Raw genomic sequence first — 16,134 nt, forward strand, 5'->3', positions numbered from 1 at the left:
AAACCAATGCTCTTAAAATATCTCAAAGGAATGTAATACCATGATGTATAAATTTAAAGGTTTTGCGCCAAAAGCGTTGCATGCACCTTTTGATGGTTGGATTGCGGATAATGCGACGGTGATTGGTCAGGTCGAACTGGGGCAACAAGTCAGTGTCTGGTTTGGTGCAGTCATTCGTGCTGACAATGCCAAAATTCATATTGGGAATTTTAGTAATGTTCAAGAAAATGCCGTTTTACATACAGATACAGGGATTGAATTAACCGTTGGTGATTATGTAACCATTGGGCATCAAGCCATGTTGCATGGTTGTACGATAGGCGATAACAGTCTAATTGGTATTAATGCCGTGGTTTTAAATCATGCTGTGATTGGTAAAAATTGTATCATCGGTGCAAATAGTTTGATTCCAGAAGGTAAAGTTATTCCCGATAATTCCTTGGTCGTGGGTTCACCGGGTAAAGTCGTGCGAACTTTGGATGAGAATGCGGAGAATTTATTAAAAATGAGTGCCTTGCACTATGCTGCCCATTACAAGAATTTTATTGATTTAGAAGAATTTAAATTTGATTAAAGTCGTGGTTTTAAAATTATCACTTAAATGCCAAGCACAATGTCTTGGCATTTTTATGGATTATTTTGATCTAATGGATTTTATCTAGCAGGCTTTATCTCTAAGCCCTCGCGCTATTGAAATGAGTGGAGTATCATAGGCAGCATTTTTAACACAGTAAGGTTGTGCATGAAATTGCTGGCATTGGAAACTGCCAATGAGCAGTGTTCCGTTTCGATTGTTGATGAAACTCAAACACTCTATTTTCAACTTGATACGCGAGCAAAAGCACAAACTCAAACCATTTTGCCGATGATTGAGCAAGGTTTTGAGCAAAATCAAATTTCCAGTAAAGACTTGACTGCAATTGCATTTAGCCGTGGGCCAGGTTCATTTAGTGGTGTACGTATCAATGCCGCAGTGACTCAAGCTTTAGCCTGGGCAAATGATATTCCTGTGATTCCAGTTTCAACCTTGCAAGCGTTGGCGCAAGCTGCTTATCAGCAAGCCCAATTGACTGAAGTCACCGCAGTTTTAGATGCACGTATGCAAGAAGTTTATATGGCAAGTTTTAAGCTTGACCAAAATAACATTATGCAACTTGTAGACGAAGAAAAATTATTAGACTATCAACACGCTGCAGAATATCAAAAATATACCTTGATCGGTTCAGGTTCAGCTTTGGTGAATGTAGAGGCAATCGCGTTTCAGCAGATTACTGCTTCTGCCAATGATATCGCCACAATTGCGCGTCAAAATGCACTGCAAAAGCAATGGTTCAGTGCAGAACAAGCTTTACCTGTATATTTACGTGATAATGCATGGAAGAAAATTCCAGAACAAGGTAAACCATAATCGTTTTTCGCTTTAATTTTTAGGATTTCACAATGGATCTTTTACTGCTACTCAAAGCAGCCATTATGGGTATTGTTGAAGGTATTACCGAATTCTTACCTATCTCAAGTACAGGGCATTTAATTCTTGCATCTGAGCTCATGAATTTCTGGACCAAAGAAAAGAGTGACTTATTTGTCGTTGCTATTCAAATGGGCGCAATCGCTGCGGTGATTTATGAGTACTGGGGCAAGCTTTGGGGCGCAGCAATCGGTCTATTTTCAGGTGAGCCGAAAGGGCGTCATCTTGGAGTCAGTATTATTGCAGCTTCTATTCCAATTATGCTGGTTGGCTTAACCTTTGGTGATATCGTAAAAGAGTTGTTGTTTAATGATATTTCTGTGGCGATTGGTTTAATCGTCGGTGGTTTAATCATTTGGTGGGTTGAAAAAAATCCACCAAAAGTCAATGCGGTTGAAGTGGAAAATATCTCGATTAAAGAAGCAATTTATATTGGTTTAATTCAGGTATTGGCGCTTATTCCAGGGACTTCACGTTCAGGTGCAACCATTATTGGTGGCATGATGCTGGGTGTATCGCGTAAGGCTGCAACCGAATTTTCGTTCTTCCTCGGTATACCTGTTATTGTTGGTGCAGGCTTATTAGATCTTTTTAAAAATTACCATATTTATGAAACAACTCAAGATTGGACCGTATTCTTTGTGGGGCTAATTGTTTCTTTTGTTTCTGCTTTAATTTTGATCCGTGTTTTGGTGGCTTATGTTTCTAAGCGTGATTTCATGGTCTTTGCTTGGTATCGTATTGCTTCAGGTTTGTTGATTTTATTGTTTGCATTAACAGGTTGGAAATTATGGTAAGCGAAATTCGCTTATTTACTGAATCCACATTTTTTGAGAAAGCACAGTCCTACCAAACTGTGCTTTCTTTACGTGGTGTCGTGGTAAACATTACAACGATTGAAAAACTCAATGCACGGTTTTTAAGACTGAATCCTGAACTTGCCTTGTGTGTTGATGAACAAGGGTTAAGCCTGTGTGCCAATGGCATGAAAATGCAGCCTGATTGGAAAGCTGAGATACCACGTTTAAAACGTGCGAGTTTAAAATCTGAAATGATTGCACGGGCATGTAATATTTCAGAAAAACCCAATTTAATTGATGCAACTGCTGGTCTAGGACATGACGCATTATTGATGGCACACTTAGGGGCGAAAGTAACCCTGATTGAACGTCATCCAATTTTATTTACCTTACTGGAAGATTCAAAAAAACAGCTGGAAAACGATCCGTTTTTAGCCAAAGTTGTTGAGCGTATTGATTTGGTTTTTTCTGATTCAGCTGAATATTTACAACAATTGATCATCACGCATCAAATTGTCGATGTTGTTTATTTAGATCCGATGTTTCCGCAGCGGGATCAGAATCAGCAAGCCATTAAAAAACAGGCACAAGTGAAAAAGCAAATGCAGCTATTACACATGCTTTTACCTGAAGATGGTGAAATGGATTTAGGCGATCATCTTTTAGTCTTAGCACGGAAAATTGCCAAGCGAGTTGTGGTAAAACGTCCTAGACTGGCTGTATTTTTAAATGATCAGGCAACCGATCATCAATGGCAAGGTGATGCTTGTCGTTTTGATGCCTATTTTAACAGCAATCTTATTGAGTAATTTGGTAACTGTTTCAATAATAGTCGAATTATTGATATATAGTTAAATCAAACATTGATAATTTTTTAGCCAAGCCTAAACTAGATAGGCTGATTGAAGCCACTGCCTTAACAGAATCTTTATGATAGATCTTAAACCCTCGATTAACTTTTGGCATGATTTGAAAAGTAACCAACGTGCAGGGATTTGGTTATTCTTAGGTTCGCGAAAGTCTTTACAAATTGTTCGTCCATCGATTCTTCAATTGATTTTTTGGGGACTGTTGGGTGCAGGTGCAAATACACTATTTAGCTGGTTAGTTGCTGGTGATGGTGGTGTTTTTAATCGACAAGGTCTAGTCAGCTACGCATTGTGGCCTTTTATTGCCTTGATTGTGGGGATTTTCCTATCACAACGGACCAATAATCCGCGTTTGATGTTGGTTCCAGCACTGTTATGGCTGGTGCTTGATACGCACATCATGTTGTTTCAATGTTTGCTGCAATATTTAGGCAATCAAGATCTGCTGCCTTATTTCACTTACGATGTGATCCCACTGCTGTTTTTTGCTTTGTTTATTTGGCAAAGCCTTGCTGTAGTGTGGGTATTTTCAAGAGAATTACAATGGCCATGGTGGGAACGTGCCTTGATCATGTTTGCGACTGTAGCCACTTTGTTTACTTGGCAGGTTTCGATTAAGGAACAGCCGATTTGGAAAGTAGAAGACGTTCCGCCAAGTATTAGCGAAAGTGCTTTTTATGCACAAAGTCATTTACTCAATAAAGCCTTGGAACAGGTGCAGTTTGGCGAGTTTGCACAAACGCATTGGTATTTTTTAGGCGTTGCTGGTGCAAGTTATCAAGACGTGTTTAAATTTGAAATTGATCGAATTAAAGAACAATTTGATACCCGTTTTGGAACCTTTGGACGTTCTGTTGAGTTGGTCAATAACCCACAAAGTATTAAAGACACTCCTATTGCATCTAAAACCAGTATCGATCTGGCTTTACGCCGTATTGGCCAACAGATGAATCGCGAAAGTGATGTACTGTTTCTTTATATGACTTCTCATGGCTTGCCTAATCGTTTTGAACTCGAAAATGAACCGATTAATTTGGATGATGTTGACCCAAAATGGTTAAGAGAAACCCTCGATAAATCAGGTATTCGTTGGAAAGTGATCGTAATTTCAGCCTGTTATTCAGGCAGCTTTGTTTCAGCACTCCAATCACCAGATACCTTGATTATTACTGCTTCTGCAGCAGATCGCGCCTCATTTGGTTGTTCAAATGAAGCTGATTATACTTATTTTGGCCGTGCTTTCTTTGATCAGGCAATGCGTGAACAAGGTTCTCTCAAAGCTGCATTTAAAGAAGCGACTGAAACAGTTGCGAAATGGGAAAATGCACAAGGCTTTGATCCATCTGAACCGCAATGGGTGATTGGGAAAAATATGGAAATGATGTTACCGCAGTTGGAACAACATTTATTTCCACAACAAGGCGTTATTACTACTGCGCAAACTCAAAATGTAAAACTGGATACACAACAAAAGCCATGATAAATAACGGCGCTTTAAATGCGAAAGTAAAAGCGCTTTAATTTATATTGAGTTGAATCTGTTGATGTTATAAGACGGTAGCCCTAAACAATTTAAAGATCAAAATGTGGAGCGATGCGCTGATGGAACTTTTAAGTAAAAATATCTGTTTTGATGGTGAACAAAGAATTTATCAAATTCAGTCAAATTATTTAAAAGGGGCAACGAAGTTTGCGACATATCTTCCGTCTCAAGCATTAAAAGGGCAGAAATGTCCTGCATTATTCTATTTAGCGGGACTGACCTGTACGGAAGAAACCTTTATTATCAAAGCGCATGCACAGCGCTTAGCATCTCAGCTGGGTCTAATTTTGATCGCACCAGATACATCACCTCGTGGTGAACAGGTTGCACAAGGCGATTCATGGGATTTGGGGCAGGGTGCGGGATTCTATCTCAATGCAACTCAAGCACCTTGGGCTGAACATTTTCAGATGGAAAGTTATATTGTAGATGAACTTTATCCATTGCTAATAAAAAGCTTACCGATTCAATCTGAAGCTGTGGGAATCTTTGGTCATAGTATGGGCGGGCATGGGGCATTAACACTGGCTTGGAAATATCCAAATTATTTTAAATCAGTATCAGCATTTGCACCGATTTGTGCACCGACAGAATGCCCTTGGGGTGAAAAAGCCTTTTCACATTATTTAGGCGCTGATCAGTCTGAATGGGCAAAGCATGATGCGACCCAATTACTGCTTTCTAAAGGTCAGTTATTTGACGAAGTACTTATCGATCAAGGTATAAAAGATCAGTTTTATAGCCAATTGAACCCTGAGAAATACCAACAAGCCTGTCATAAAGTTGGGCAAAAACTCACATTAAGATTTCATGAAGGTTATGATCACGGTTATTATTTCATTCAAAGTTTTATTGATGACCATTTACAATTTCATGCCTTGCAACTACAAAAATAATTGAATCGTCTAACAAAAATTGGATTTTGAGTAAAAGTAAATCGTTGTTTGCTTTTACTCTATTTCTTTCAGCGCAGAAAAAATATAAACTGCTTTTTGAGGTTTTTTATTTCATATCATTTTAGATTGTCATCAAATAATTTGAATAAAGAGAAGAATATGCAAGAACAAATACCGCCTCCATTTCCGAGTCATTTGAGTTTGGAAAAAGGCGCTACACCACCAGAAATACAGCAGCCCGCAGACCAGCAATATCCAAGAATTCACCGTTTTAAATTTCACGGTGATGCGATGGAATATTTTGGTATATGGATTGTGAATATCTTATTGACCATCATTACCTTAAGTTTGTACGCGCCTTGGGCAAAAGTACGTCGTTTACGTTATTTTTATGGCAATACTGAATTCTTTAAAAGACGTTTTGACTTTACTGGTATCCCCACCAAGATTTTAGTTGGACGTTTGATTGCATTGGGTATTTATGCTGCCTTTTCAATTTCCTCGCAGTATTCCATGATTGCGACGGTGGTTGGTTTAGTGGTGCTGTATGCAGCAGTACCGTGGCTGATTCGGGCAACAATGCGCTTTACCGCAAGAAACAGTAAATTCGGAAACAGTCGCTTTTATTTTGCGGGAACCACAAAAGAATCCTATAAAGTCTTTTTTCTCAGTATCTTAATTTATATTTTTAGTTTAGGGATATTTGCTCCTGTTGCGATCTGGTTGTATAAGAAGTACTACATCGATCATTTATATGCAGGGCAGTTGGATTTTAAATTGAATGCTGATTGGTCAGCTTATATGGCGGCAGTTTACATTCCAATTTTTATGTCTTTTGGAATCATGCTGGCATTTGGCATTATTTATTTCGGTATTATCGGTTTTATTGCAGGGTATACGCCAAACTTTTTTATCTTTGGTGTCTTTGCAATGTACGCTGTGGCAGGGTTGTTTATTTATCCATTGATCGCAGCACGTATTTTTATTACCACATGGAACAATACAACGGTTGGAAGCAGCCAATTTAAAACAGATTGTAATCAATGGCGTTATGCATGGATTGTGGCATCAAATTGGCTGGTTAAAATTCTAAGCATTGGTTTAATGTCTGCATGGGCGGCAATTCGTATTCACAAATATCAAGTTGATTCGATGAGTTTAATTTTGCATGATGATCCAGATCAAATGATGAATCTTGCACAGCAAGAGCAAAGTGCTTTAGCTGAAGAAATTAGTGACATCTTCGACATTGATGTTTCTTTATAATGATATGAGTTGAATAATTTATGTCACGACCAATAGAAGTCATTTTCTATGATGGTGTGGTGTCTAAACCACACCATGCCCAACTTTCCGCTCAATCTGAGTCCGAAGTACTGATTCAGTATGGTGAACGTTTAGAACATCAACGCCGTTATGCATATCGCGATATGGAATTAATTGGCGCACTGGGGCAATTAAATCCTGCGATTGAGCTTAAAGATGACGCTAGGATTGAGTTTCAGGGGGCTTTACCAGAATGGTTTAATTTTGGGACTAAAAATGTTCAGCATTCGATCTGGAAATTAGAACGTTCTCCAAGTTTAATTGTATTCAGTATCATCTTTGTGGTGGCTTTTGTTTTTGCTTTAGTGAAATGGGGTGTTCCAGCAGCATCACATTATGTTGCTTTTCAGCTGCCTGAAAATAGTTTGAATAAATTAGGCGATGAAGCAGAAAAATATGTATTGAACAATTGGACTAATCCTAGTCATTTGGCACAAGGTCAAAAAGATCAAATTTCCAAGCAATATCTAAGTACTATCGCTGAAGGCAGACCAGCAAAATTGGTCTTCCGTGAAGGTGGGCGATTGGGCGCTAATGCAGTGGCTTTACCTAACAATACGATTATTATCACCGATGAACTGATTGAAATGGCGCATAGTGATCAAGAGATTTTAGGTGTATTGGCACATGAGCAAGGGCATTTGGTGGAACGGCATAGCTTACAACAAGGCTTGACCAGTTTGGGGTTGAGTGTGTTGTATATTGCCATGACGGGAGACAGCTCAGACCTATTGACCTCGTTACCTGCCGCGATGATTGGTGCAAATTATTCACGCAAATTTGAAGCTGAGGCGGATATGTATGCGCTGAAATTGATGGATCGTAAAGGCATTGAAGTGTCTCATTTTGCGAATTTCTTACAACGCTTAAGTGATGAAACTGCACTGGAAGAAAAACCAAAGCAGGCAGGCAAAACGGCTGAAGCTGATAAAAAAGCTGACCCAAATAAAAAACAACCTCAAAATGAGTCTAGTGAAAAAGAGAGCTCTTTAGAGATTTTTGATGCCTTGTCTTCACATCCTGCAACTGAAGAACGCATTAAAATGGTTCGTGATTTTGAGAAAAAACAACAGGCTAAACCTTAAACAGTATAGATAAGCGATGTTTATCTATAGATTGTGCAAGGTGGCGGTGACTGGATCTAGGGCTTAATGAAGCCCTTTATTTTTGTATTGTTCTCAAAAGATCAGATTATTCGTTAAAACCCATATCATCAAGTAATAGACAGTCGTTGATTCAACCAGATGATTGCTATGACCTGATAAATGAGCAAGATAAGTAAAACTGTTGCTTTTTAAAACAACCCAATAGGGTAAGTTTGTTATAATGGGAAAAATTTTTATCTTTGCCAGGTTGTTTCATGTCCAAGCCATATCTGATTGCACCTTCAATTTTATCTGCTGATTTTGCCCGTCTGGGTGAAGATGTGGAAAATGTATTGGCAGCTGGTGCAGATGTTGTCCATTTTGATGTCATGGATAACCACTATGTGCCAAACCTAACTTTTGGTGCGGGTATATGTAAGGCATTAAAGAAATATGGGATCAAAGCCCCGATTGATGTGCATCTTATGGTTTCACCTGTTGATCGTATGATTGGTGATTTCTTAGAAGCAGGCGCAGATATTATTACTTTTCATCCTGAAGCAACGCATCATATCGACCGTTCATTGCAATTGATTAAAGATGGTGGTGCTAAAGCAGGTTTGGTGTTTAATCCAGCAACACCTTTGCATTATCTCGACTATGTTTTAGATAAAGTAGATCAAGTGCTTTTAATGAGTGTAAACCCTGGCTTTGGCGGACAAAAATTTATTCCTACCACTTTGGATAAATTACGTGAGGCGCGTAAAATTATTGATGCTTCAGGTCGTGACATTCGTTTAGAAATTGATGGCGGTGTTGGCCCAGCAAATATCCGTGAAATTGCTGAAGCAGGAGCTGATATGTTTGTTGCTGGTTCGGCGATTTTTAGTAAACCTGATTATCAAGCTGTGATTAACGAAATGCGCGCTGAGTTAGCAAAAGTGGGGCAAGTTTCGGCTTAAACTTTTCCACAAATGTATTGTGTGAATTGTGGATAACTTTGATGATAACTATATGGATAACCATGTTGATAAGCATATGGATAAGCTGGGTATAGATTAATCAAAGGGTGATCAATCGTTTATCATACATGCAATTTCTGTTTAAAAAGAGCCCAAACGGGTTCTTTTGTTATAAGAATCATCCGCTATTCATCGATTTAATTATTCATTTTTTATTCAAAGTGCAGTTGATGCAAAATTATTCAGTGATATTGGCAATCTTTCCGCACGATATTTGCCAAACTCGTCATTATTGGCTATGCTCTTAGCTTCATCATAGATTAAAACATAGGTTTTAGTTTTGTTTAGACAACTGCACAAACGGTTTTGGTTTGTTTGTCTTATGGTTTTTGCCATAGGCTGGAGCAGTGTGTCTATTGCATCTGTAAATATGATGCAACATGAGCAAATGATGAACTCATCACTTTTAGATGAACATCAATCGATGATGAAAAACAGTGATGTACAAGAAATGAAACAGCACTGTGCAGATATACAACAAAAACAAAATGATCAAAACTCGCATCTCAATCATGAGCAACAGCTGCAAAATCTAAAAGATTGCCATAATCAACAGGTTCAATCTCAAGATACGCAGCAGAGCAAATGCCCAGATTGTGCTGCATTCTCATGCCAATCTTCAGTGGTTTGGTTCAATCCTGATATTCCCAAATTGATTGCACCCGATCATTTGCACAATACTCAAGCCTATCAAATCAATTACCAAGCTCAGCACCTCGCAGGGCATTGGCAAGAAATCTTACGTCCTCCAAAAGCTTAATCTGATTTTAGACACTTTTTTATTCAAAGTTGCTTGTTAAAATTTAGGTTAAGTTATGTTTATTCAGTTATCTCAAAAGCGATTAGCTCAAAGCTTGGTTGCGACATTGTGCTTGGTCTCCTCAACTTGGGGAATTGCCGCAATCAAAGAATATCAACTCAGCATTGATGAAGGAATCGTCAATGTAACAGGTAAACCGGTAAAACGAATTACTGTAAATGGCCAGTTTCCCGCACCACTTTTAGAATTTGAAGAAGGTGATGAAGCGGTGATTCGTGTTAAAAATAATTTAAAGAATCAGGATTCATCGATCCATTGGCATGGCCTATTATTGCCCGGCATTATGGATGGTGTACCTGGCTTTAATGGTTATAACGGGATCAAACCCAACGAAGAATTTGTCTATAAGTTCAAAGTTCGTCAGAGTGGAACCTATTGGTATCATGCCCATTCGAAAGGCCAAGAACAGGATGGTTTATATGGTTCTTTAGTGATTTATCCAAAGAATAAAAAACCGCTGGCAGCGCATGAACGCACAGATCGTGATTATGTGGTGATGTTGTCGGATTTTCATGAGCAAACCAGTGACCAGATCCAAAAAAATCTAAAGGTTTCCGCAGAATATTATCAAAATCGACGTGAAACATTAGGGGATGTTTGGAAACAGTTACAACGTGATGGTCTAAAAGCAACGTGGTCTGATCGCAAAATGTGGAATCAGATGCGTATGTTAAAAACAGATATGTCAGATGTGACAGGTTATACCTTTCTTGTAAACGGAAAAACCCCTGAACAAAATTGGACGGGTCTGTTTAAGCCTAATGAAAAAGTTCGACTGCGCTTTGTGAATGCATCGGCAATGTCGTTCTTTGATGTACGTATCCCTCAGCTTAAAATGACAGTGGTCAGTGCCGATGGGCAGCCTGTAAAGCCAGTGGCTGTGGATGAATTTCGTATAGGTACTGCTGAAACCTATGATGTGATTGTTGAACCTAAAACCAATCATTATCAGATTGAGGCAGAGTCTATTGACCGTTCAGGATTTGCGATTGGAACACTCCACAATGAATTAACAGCAAAAAGTGCTGCTATTCATATGCCTGCTGCTCGTCCACGTGCTGTGCTGACTATGGAAGATATGGGAGGTCATGGTGGCGGAGGGATGGATCACTCCAAGATGAGTATGGGTGATATGTCAGGCATGGACCATTCAAAAATGAATGCCAACGATATGCAGGGTATGGATCATTCAAAAATGAATGCCAACGATATGCAAGGTATGGACCATTCAAAAATGAATGCGAATGATATGCAGGGTATGGACCATTCAAAAATGAATACTGATGCTATGCAAGGTATGGATCACTCGAAAATGAGTGCCAATGATATGCAGGGTATGGATCATTCCAAAATGAATGCCAACGAAATGCAAGGTATGGACCATTCAAAAATGAATGCGAAAGATATGCAGGGTATGGATCATTCACAGCATCGCAATTCATCGGCAGCGCAAAAAAATGATCAAGTGGTTTATGGTTGGGCAAATGCATCGACACCTCAAGGAGATAAAGCACTGCAATACAGTGATTTAAAATCACTAACCCCACAACCTGATACTCGGGATGCCACCAGTGAATTGGTAATTCGTTTAGGCGGAACCATGGAACGCTACGTTTGGACGATTAATGGTAAAAAATTCAGTGATGCTGAACCACTCAAAGTGAAATACGGCGAACGTATCCGAATTAAATTTATCAATGACAGTATGATGGCACATCCAATGCATTTACACGGCATGTTTATGCAATTGGAAAATGGTCAGCCTGCTGTGGATATGCCTAATAAACACACCATTGTTGTACCACCTGCAAAAACAGTTACAGCATTATTAACCGCTGATGAATTGGGTGAATGGGCAATCCATTGTCATTTGCTCTACCACATGAGTGCAGGGATGATGAATAAATTGATTGTTGCCAATGTGAGTGATGGCAAAGTGTCCACCCAGCCAGTTCAAACAACAAATACCACTCAAAAGGCTGAAGTGAAAGGAGACGAACATGCAAATCATTAATCTTTTTTCTAAATCAGTTCTGGTAAGTTCATTACTTATGCTGAGTGGTTTGGCTTTGGCCCATGAAGGGCATCAGATGCAAAGTGATGCGAGTATTGCGACAGACCCAGCTGTCGTGACTGATCATTCAAGCATGGATCATTCAAAAATGAATCAGTTGGATGAGCAAAGCAATGCTGTAGATCATACACAGCATCAAGCGCTTACAACCACTACGGGAGAGGAAAGCATAGCTTCACATAGTACCCATGATCATCGTAAAGAACATGGTGCGCAGGTTTATCAGCGAGTGACTATTGATAATGCTTGGATGCTGGATGAAGATGGAAAAGGTACTTTGGATTCATCTTTAGAGTTACGCATAGGTACTGATGAAAATAAGTTATTCATTAAAGGGAGCTCCAGTAAGGCTGAATCAGACAAAATCGAATATGATCTAAGTGCCCTCTATAGCCGTAACATTGCTGATTTTTGGGATGTACAGGCGGGTGTGCGTTACAGTGATAATCCTGAACGAACCACTGATCAGGAACGTGTAGATGCAGCTTTGGGTTTACACGGCTTGGCGCAGTACTTTTTTGAAACAGATGCTTATCTGTATTTCGGACAGGACAGTCGGGTTGCATTTAGCCTAGAAACTGAACGTGATTTATTATTGACACAAAAGCTGATTTTAAAGCCTTATTTAGATTTAAATGTGGTCTTTAGCGATGATTCACGCTATGCCCAAAAAACAGGTCTAAACAGTATTAAAACAGGTTTAGAAACCCGTTATGAAATCACAAAAAAAGTGATGCCTTATGTAAGTGTGGCCTATGCATATTCTAAAGGTAATAAAGAGACAGCATGGCAAACTGCAACCGACTCCGAATCAGGTTGGTTATATGGTGCAGGTCTGCGTTTTAGATTCTAAGCTTTCATTTTTCATATAAAGCAAAAGGTCACTTCTTTGGGAGTGACCTTTTACGTTTCTGCAATGCCAGCAACACGTTCAAGCTGGTTATTTACAAATTTAAATTCCATTCCATGCTCTGTATCTAAATCATAGTGAATAGAGAGGGTTAAGGTATCAGGTGCACTCACACGCAAATTTAACATTGTCTGTATATAAGGATTATGAGATTCCACATCCTGAATATTCAATGCAGCCTCACCTGATTTTTCTGGATTTTCATAATAATGTGCATAAAGCTTTTGATAGCGTTCAAAAGCATGTTGCTGAATGGTCTGAATATGTTGTTCAATACTATTGATAAATAATTGGTAGGTTTTTGCAAAAGCGTTGAGTTGATCAAGATTGGGCGCTTCTTCGATTTCATCGCCATCTTCATCAAACTCTTCCCCTAAGAAAATCTCCCGATCAGCATTTTGATTAAAAAAACAATGTGAAAAAAATGTTTCTGAACTAAACCCCGCCCAGCTCGGGTGGATATCACCCCAATAATCATGTTTCATGGTTTTGATCCCTGATTTTTATATTTAGCATGCTTGATCATAAAGTAAGCCTCATGAAAAAAAATTATTCGAAATGTAAAAAAGGTCAAATTTTGTAAATTTTAATAAATTCCTCAACATGAGTTGATATAATTAAGCTTCTTCAGGAGGAACGACCTCCCTCAATTTGAGAAAAATCGTCAGGACGGCCTGATTCTAATTTAAATTTGGAGCTGGTCATGGCTTGGGTTTTTCTTATTTTCGCAGGTATCTTTGAAATCGTTTGGGCATATAGCATGAAATTGTCCGAAGGTTTTACAAAGCTTACACCAAGTATTGTCACCTTATTTTTCATGATTTTAAGCTTTGGTCTATTGGCATATGCGATGCGTACTTTGCCATTGGGAACTGCTTATACCATTTGGACTGGGATTGGAGCGATAGGCTCATTCTTGGTTGGTATTTTTATTTTGGGCGAACCTGCAACAGCAATGCGTATGTTCGCTGCTGTACTGATTGTTTCTGGCTTAGTTTTAATGAAACTTTCTTCGTCTTAATTTATTGAAATATTTAAGTGCTATTTCTGTAGGAGGTAGCACTTTTTTTATGTGTAGTTCATGGTGTAATCAATAGTGGAAACACCCAATAGAAAATGGTGAATGTGTAATGGCATGGGTTTTATTGGCAGTTGCGGGTGTGCTTGAGGTGGTTTGGGCATATTTTATGAAGGTATCTGATGGGTTTACCAAGCTGACACCGAGTATCTTGACCATCATCTTTATGATTGCAAGTTTTGCATTACTTTCTTATGCAATGAAAACATTACCACTTGGAACAGCTTATACCGTGTGGACAGGGATTGGTGCGATTGGTTCTTTTGCCGTCGGAATTTTATTTTTAGGTGAAGCTGCTTCAGCGATGCGAATGTTGGCTGCTGTATTGATTATTTCAGGTCTTATTTTGATGAAATTATCTTCAAGCTAAGTTAAGCTGTTGCTGAGTTGGAAAGAGAATAAGGACATGCAACTTTCATTTATGGAAATGAGCTCCCCAGTCGGGATATTAAAATTAGTCGCCCATGATCATGCCTTGGTTGCAGTACTTTGGGAAAATGAAAATCCTAAACGGGTTCGTTTGGCTGAATTAATTAAAAACAATACACATCCAGTTTTGTTGGAGACGGCGAAACAATTGAATGAGTATTTTCAAGGGAAAAGAACCCAGTTCGATTTACCGCTAGATTTTACGGGGACTGAGTTTCAGCAGAAAGTTTGGCAAGCTTTATTGACGATTCCATTTGGTGAAACGCGGAGCTATAAAGAGATCGCAGAACAGATTGGAAATGTCAAAGCGGTTCGGGCAGTGGGCGCAGCGAATGGTAAAAATCCGATCTCTATTATTGCCTCATGTCATCGTGTGGTCGGGGCTGATGGTAAATTAGTGGGTTTTGCGGGTGGGTTGGATAATAAGGATATTCTTTTAAAAATTGAACAAGTGCCATAGACTCAACGCTATTCATTATTACATTACAATTTAAAATGATTGCACAAATTTTTGCACCATTGTTATCAAATCTAGGTTGGATCGTTTTACTTTTGGTTGCGATTACGCTGGTTAAATTATTTAAGCCCTTTTTAAAAGGGAAAATAGGTGAATTTGCTGTCAGCACCCATGTAAAACTCTATTTAGACAAAGAAAATTATATTTTATTGAATGATTGTACGCTGCCTGATGAGCAAAATCAGACCACCCAAATAGATCATATTTTATTAAGTCCTTGTGGTATTTTTGTCATTGAAACAAAGAATTATAAAGGTTGGATATTTGGTGGCGAGCGTCAAAAGATTTGGACACAAAAGATTTATAAAAAGAGCTATAAGTTCCCAAATCCATTACATCAAAATTATAAGCACCAAAAAGTTTTAGAAAGTGTGCTTACAGATATTGTTGATTCCACTCAGATCCATTCAATCGTGGTTTTTATGCCTGATTGCGAATTTAAAACCCAAATGCCAAACAATGTCTTTCGTGGTGCAGGTTGGACAGATTATGTCAAACAATTTAAGCAAATCAACATTTCTCCAATGAAATTAAAACGTATTCAGTATCGTCTAGAGAAAGAAATTTTAGAAAAGTCGTGGAAAACCAATCGCCAACATATACAAAGCCTTAAAGATAAATATACAGAGAAATGAACATATTACTCATAATCAACATCGTCCAGATTAAATTATATTTTTTGTATGATTGGATCCGTATGCTGTAACTGTGGCATTAAGATCAGCAGAGGATGAGGGGAAAAATCACTCATCCGCAGCTTTAGATTTTAACCATTTCCATTGCCCATTTTTAAATTGGTAAGTGTCGATCCACCATCTTGCGCCACCTCGACATGAGCTGGTCATTTGTTTCTTCTGGGGAATCAGTTTGAGATCCGTCAATCCAGAACATTGTGCATGGCTAAAATCAATTTTTTCTTGGTCCAATACTTGATAATCTTTACTTTTAGGTCGGTAGAGAAAAATATCAAAAATAGAATAAACCCCCATTCCCATATCAGGTGTAGACACAGCAATATCGGTATATCCATCAAAATTATAGTCTTGAAAATGAATCTGTCGTTTTCGTTCAAATGGTAATTCTGCAAGATCAAATGCTTGCTGTTTAGCCGCTGTTTGAATGATGAGTTGACCTGATTCATCATCGCCATCTTTAAAAATAAAATGGGTTTTTTGCCCATTCACTACATCGTTAATATTGTGATTTACAGTTTGTTGTTGTGGTTGAGCAAATGCGGCGAATGAGGTTAAAAGTAAACTTGATAGCATTATTGTCGTGAGTGTTTTATGCATTGTTA

General features: G+C 38.6%; 18 protein-coding genes. 16 read left to right on the forward strand and 2 right to left on the reverse strand.

Going from position 1 to position 16,134, the window contains the following annotated elements; translation table 11 throughout:
- Positions 1 to 40 precede the first annotated feature (40 nt).
- From L3V46_RS04215 to L3V46_RS04270, 12 genes are all read left to right on the forward strand, one after another.
- Positions 41 to 574 carry a gamma carbonic anhydrase family protein gene (locus L3V46_RS04215; RefSeq protein WP_239044995.1) on the forward strand — a complete coding sequence of 178 codons (534 nt, stop codon included), beginning with the start codon at positions 41 to 43 and terminating at the stop codon, positions 572 to 574.
- A 168-nt stretch (positions 575 to 742) separates the two neighbouring features.
- The gene (gene tsaB / locus L3V46_RS04220; RefSeq protein ID WP_004817620.1) at positions 743 to 1,408 is read left to right on the forward strand and encodes a tRNA (adenosine(37)-N6)-threonylcarbamoyltransferase complex dimerization subunit type 1 TsaB; all 666 of its coding nucleotides are present in this window, start codon (positions 743 to 745) and stop codon (positions 1,406 to 1,408) included.
- A 32-nt stretch (positions 1,409 to 1,440) separates the two neighbouring features.
- A complete protein-coding gene (locus L3V46_RS04225; RefSeq protein WP_004817618.1) occupies positions 1,441 to 2,265 on the forward strand; it encodes an undecaprenyl-diphosphate phosphatase in 825 nt (274 codons plus the stop codon).
- 5 nt (positions 2,266 to 2,270) lie between these two features.
- Positions 2,271 to 3,077, forward strand: coding sequence for a class I SAM-dependent methyltransferase (locus tag L3V46_RS04230; protein ID WP_239046747.1), 807 nt, complete (start codon positions 2,271 to 2,273; stop codon positions 3,075 to 3,077).
- 121 nt (positions 3,078 to 3,198) lie between these two features.
- Positions 3,199 to 4,617, forward strand: coding sequence for a C13 family peptidase (locus L3V46_RS04235; RefSeq protein WP_151956456.1), 1,419 nt, complete (start codon positions 3,199 to 3,201; stop codon positions 4,615 to 4,617).
- A 122-nt stretch (positions 4,618 to 4,739) separates the two neighbouring features.
- Entirely contained in the window at positions 4,740 to 5,576 is an 837-nt protein-coding gene (gene fghA, locus L3V46_RS04240) for an S-formylglutathione hydrolase (RefSeq protein ID WP_239044996.1), read from the forward strand.
- A 159-nt stretch (positions 5,577 to 5,735) separates the two neighbouring features.
- Entirely contained in the window at positions 5,736 to 6,842 is a 1,107-nt protein-coding gene (locus L3V46_RS04245) for a YjgN family protein (RefSeq protein ID WP_004723692.1), read from the forward strand.
- Between the two features lie 20 nt (positions 6,843 to 6,862).
- Positions 6,863 to 7,987: a M48 family metallopeptidase gene (locus tag L3V46_RS04250; RefSeq protein ID WP_096735028.1), complete on the forward strand. Its 1,125-nt coding sequence runs from the start codon at positions 6,863 to 6,865 to the stop codon at positions 7,985 to 7,987.
- Positions 7,988 to 8,262: 275 nt separating this feature from the next.
- Positions 8,263 to 8,949 carry a ribulose-phosphate 3-epimerase gene (gene rpe / locus L3V46_RS04255; protein ID WP_034613857.1) on the forward strand — a complete coding sequence of 229 codons (687 nt, stop codon included), beginning with the start codon at positions 8,263 to 8,265 and terminating at the stop codon, positions 8,947 to 8,949.
- Positions 8,950 to 9,358: 409 nt separating this feature from the next.
- The gene (locus L3V46_RS04260; RefSeq protein WP_239044997.1) at positions 9,359 to 9,769 is read left to right on the forward strand and encodes a hypothetical protein; all 411 of its coding nucleotides are present in this window, start codon (positions 9,359 to 9,361) and stop codon (positions 9,767 to 9,769) included.
- A gap of 55 nt (positions 9,770 to 9,824) precedes the next feature.
- Positions 9,825 to 11,843 carry a multicopper oxidase domain-containing protein gene (locus L3V46_RS04265; protein WP_239044998.1) on the forward strand — a complete coding sequence of 673 codons (2,019 nt, stop codon included), beginning with the start codon at positions 9,825 to 9,827 and terminating at the stop codon, positions 11,841 to 11,843.
- Positions 11,830 to 12,756, forward strand: a complete 927-nt coding sequence (locus L3V46_RS04270) for a copper resistance protein B (protein ID WP_239044999.1) — start codon at positions 11,830 to 11,832, stop codon at positions 12,754 to 12,756. Before L3V46_RS04265 ends, L3V46_RS04270 begins: the two co-directional genes overlap by 14 nt.
- 50 nt (positions 12,757 to 12,806) lie before the next feature.
- On the opposite strand, the gene L3V46_RS04275 is transcribed toward L3V46_RS04270, so the two are convergent.
- A complete protein-coding gene (locus tag L3V46_RS04275) occupies positions 12,807 to 13,298 on the reverse strand; it encodes a hypothetical protein (protein ID WP_034617607.1) in 492 nt (163 codons plus the stop codon).
- A gap of 218 nt (positions 13,299 to 13,516) precedes the next feature.
- Here L3V46_RS04275 and L3V46_RS04280 point away from each other — a divergent pair, with 218 nt between their 5' ends.
- The 4 genes from L3V46_RS04280 to L3V46_RS04295 all read left to right on the forward strand — a co-directional run bounded on the left by L3V46_RS04280 (position 13,517) and on the right by L3V46_RS04295 (position 15,472).
- Positions 13,517 to 13,834, forward strand: a complete 318-nt coding sequence (locus L3V46_RS04280) for a multidrug efflux SMR transporter (protein ID WP_004723678.1) — start codon at positions 13,517 to 13,519, stop codon at positions 13,832 to 13,834.
- A gap of 109 nt (positions 13,835 to 13,943) precedes the next feature.
- On the forward strand, positions 13,944 to 14,261 hold the full coding sequence (gene sugE / locus L3V46_RS04285; RefSeq protein WP_239045000.1) for a quaternary ammonium compound efflux SMR transporter SugE: 318 nt from the start codon (positions 13,944 to 13,946) through the stop codon (positions 14,259 to 14,261).
- Between the two features lie 36 nt (positions 14,262 to 14,297).
- Positions 14,298 to 14,780 (forward strand): methylated-DNA--[protein]-cysteine S-methyltransferase, encoded by a 483-nt coding sequence (locus L3V46_RS04290; protein WP_239045001.1) that lies wholly within the window; start codon positions 14,298 to 14,300, stop codon positions 14,778 to 14,780.
- A gap of 35 nt (positions 14,781 to 14,815) precedes the next feature.
- Positions 14,816 to 15,472 (forward strand): nuclease-related domain-containing protein, encoded by a 657-nt coding sequence (locus L3V46_RS04295; RefSeq protein ID WP_239045002.1) that lies wholly within the window; start codon positions 14,816 to 14,818, stop codon positions 15,470 to 15,472.
- A gap of 108 nt (positions 15,473 to 15,580) precedes the next feature.
- Here L3V46_RS04295 and L3V46_RS04300 read toward each other — a convergent pair whose 3' ends face one another.
- On the reverse strand, positions 15,581 to 16,129 hold the full coding sequence (locus tag L3V46_RS04300; RefSeq protein ID WP_239045003.1) for a hypothetical protein: 549 nt from the start codon (positions 16,127 to 16,129) through the stop codon (positions 15,581 to 15,583).
- Positions 16,130 to 16,134: the final 5 nt, after the last annotated feature.

The organism is Acinetobacter sp. AG3, assembly GCF_022343575.1.
Lineage (GTDB): Bacteria > Pseudomonadota > Gammaproteobacteria > Pseudomonadales > Moraxellaceae > Acinetobacter > Acinetobacter guillouiae.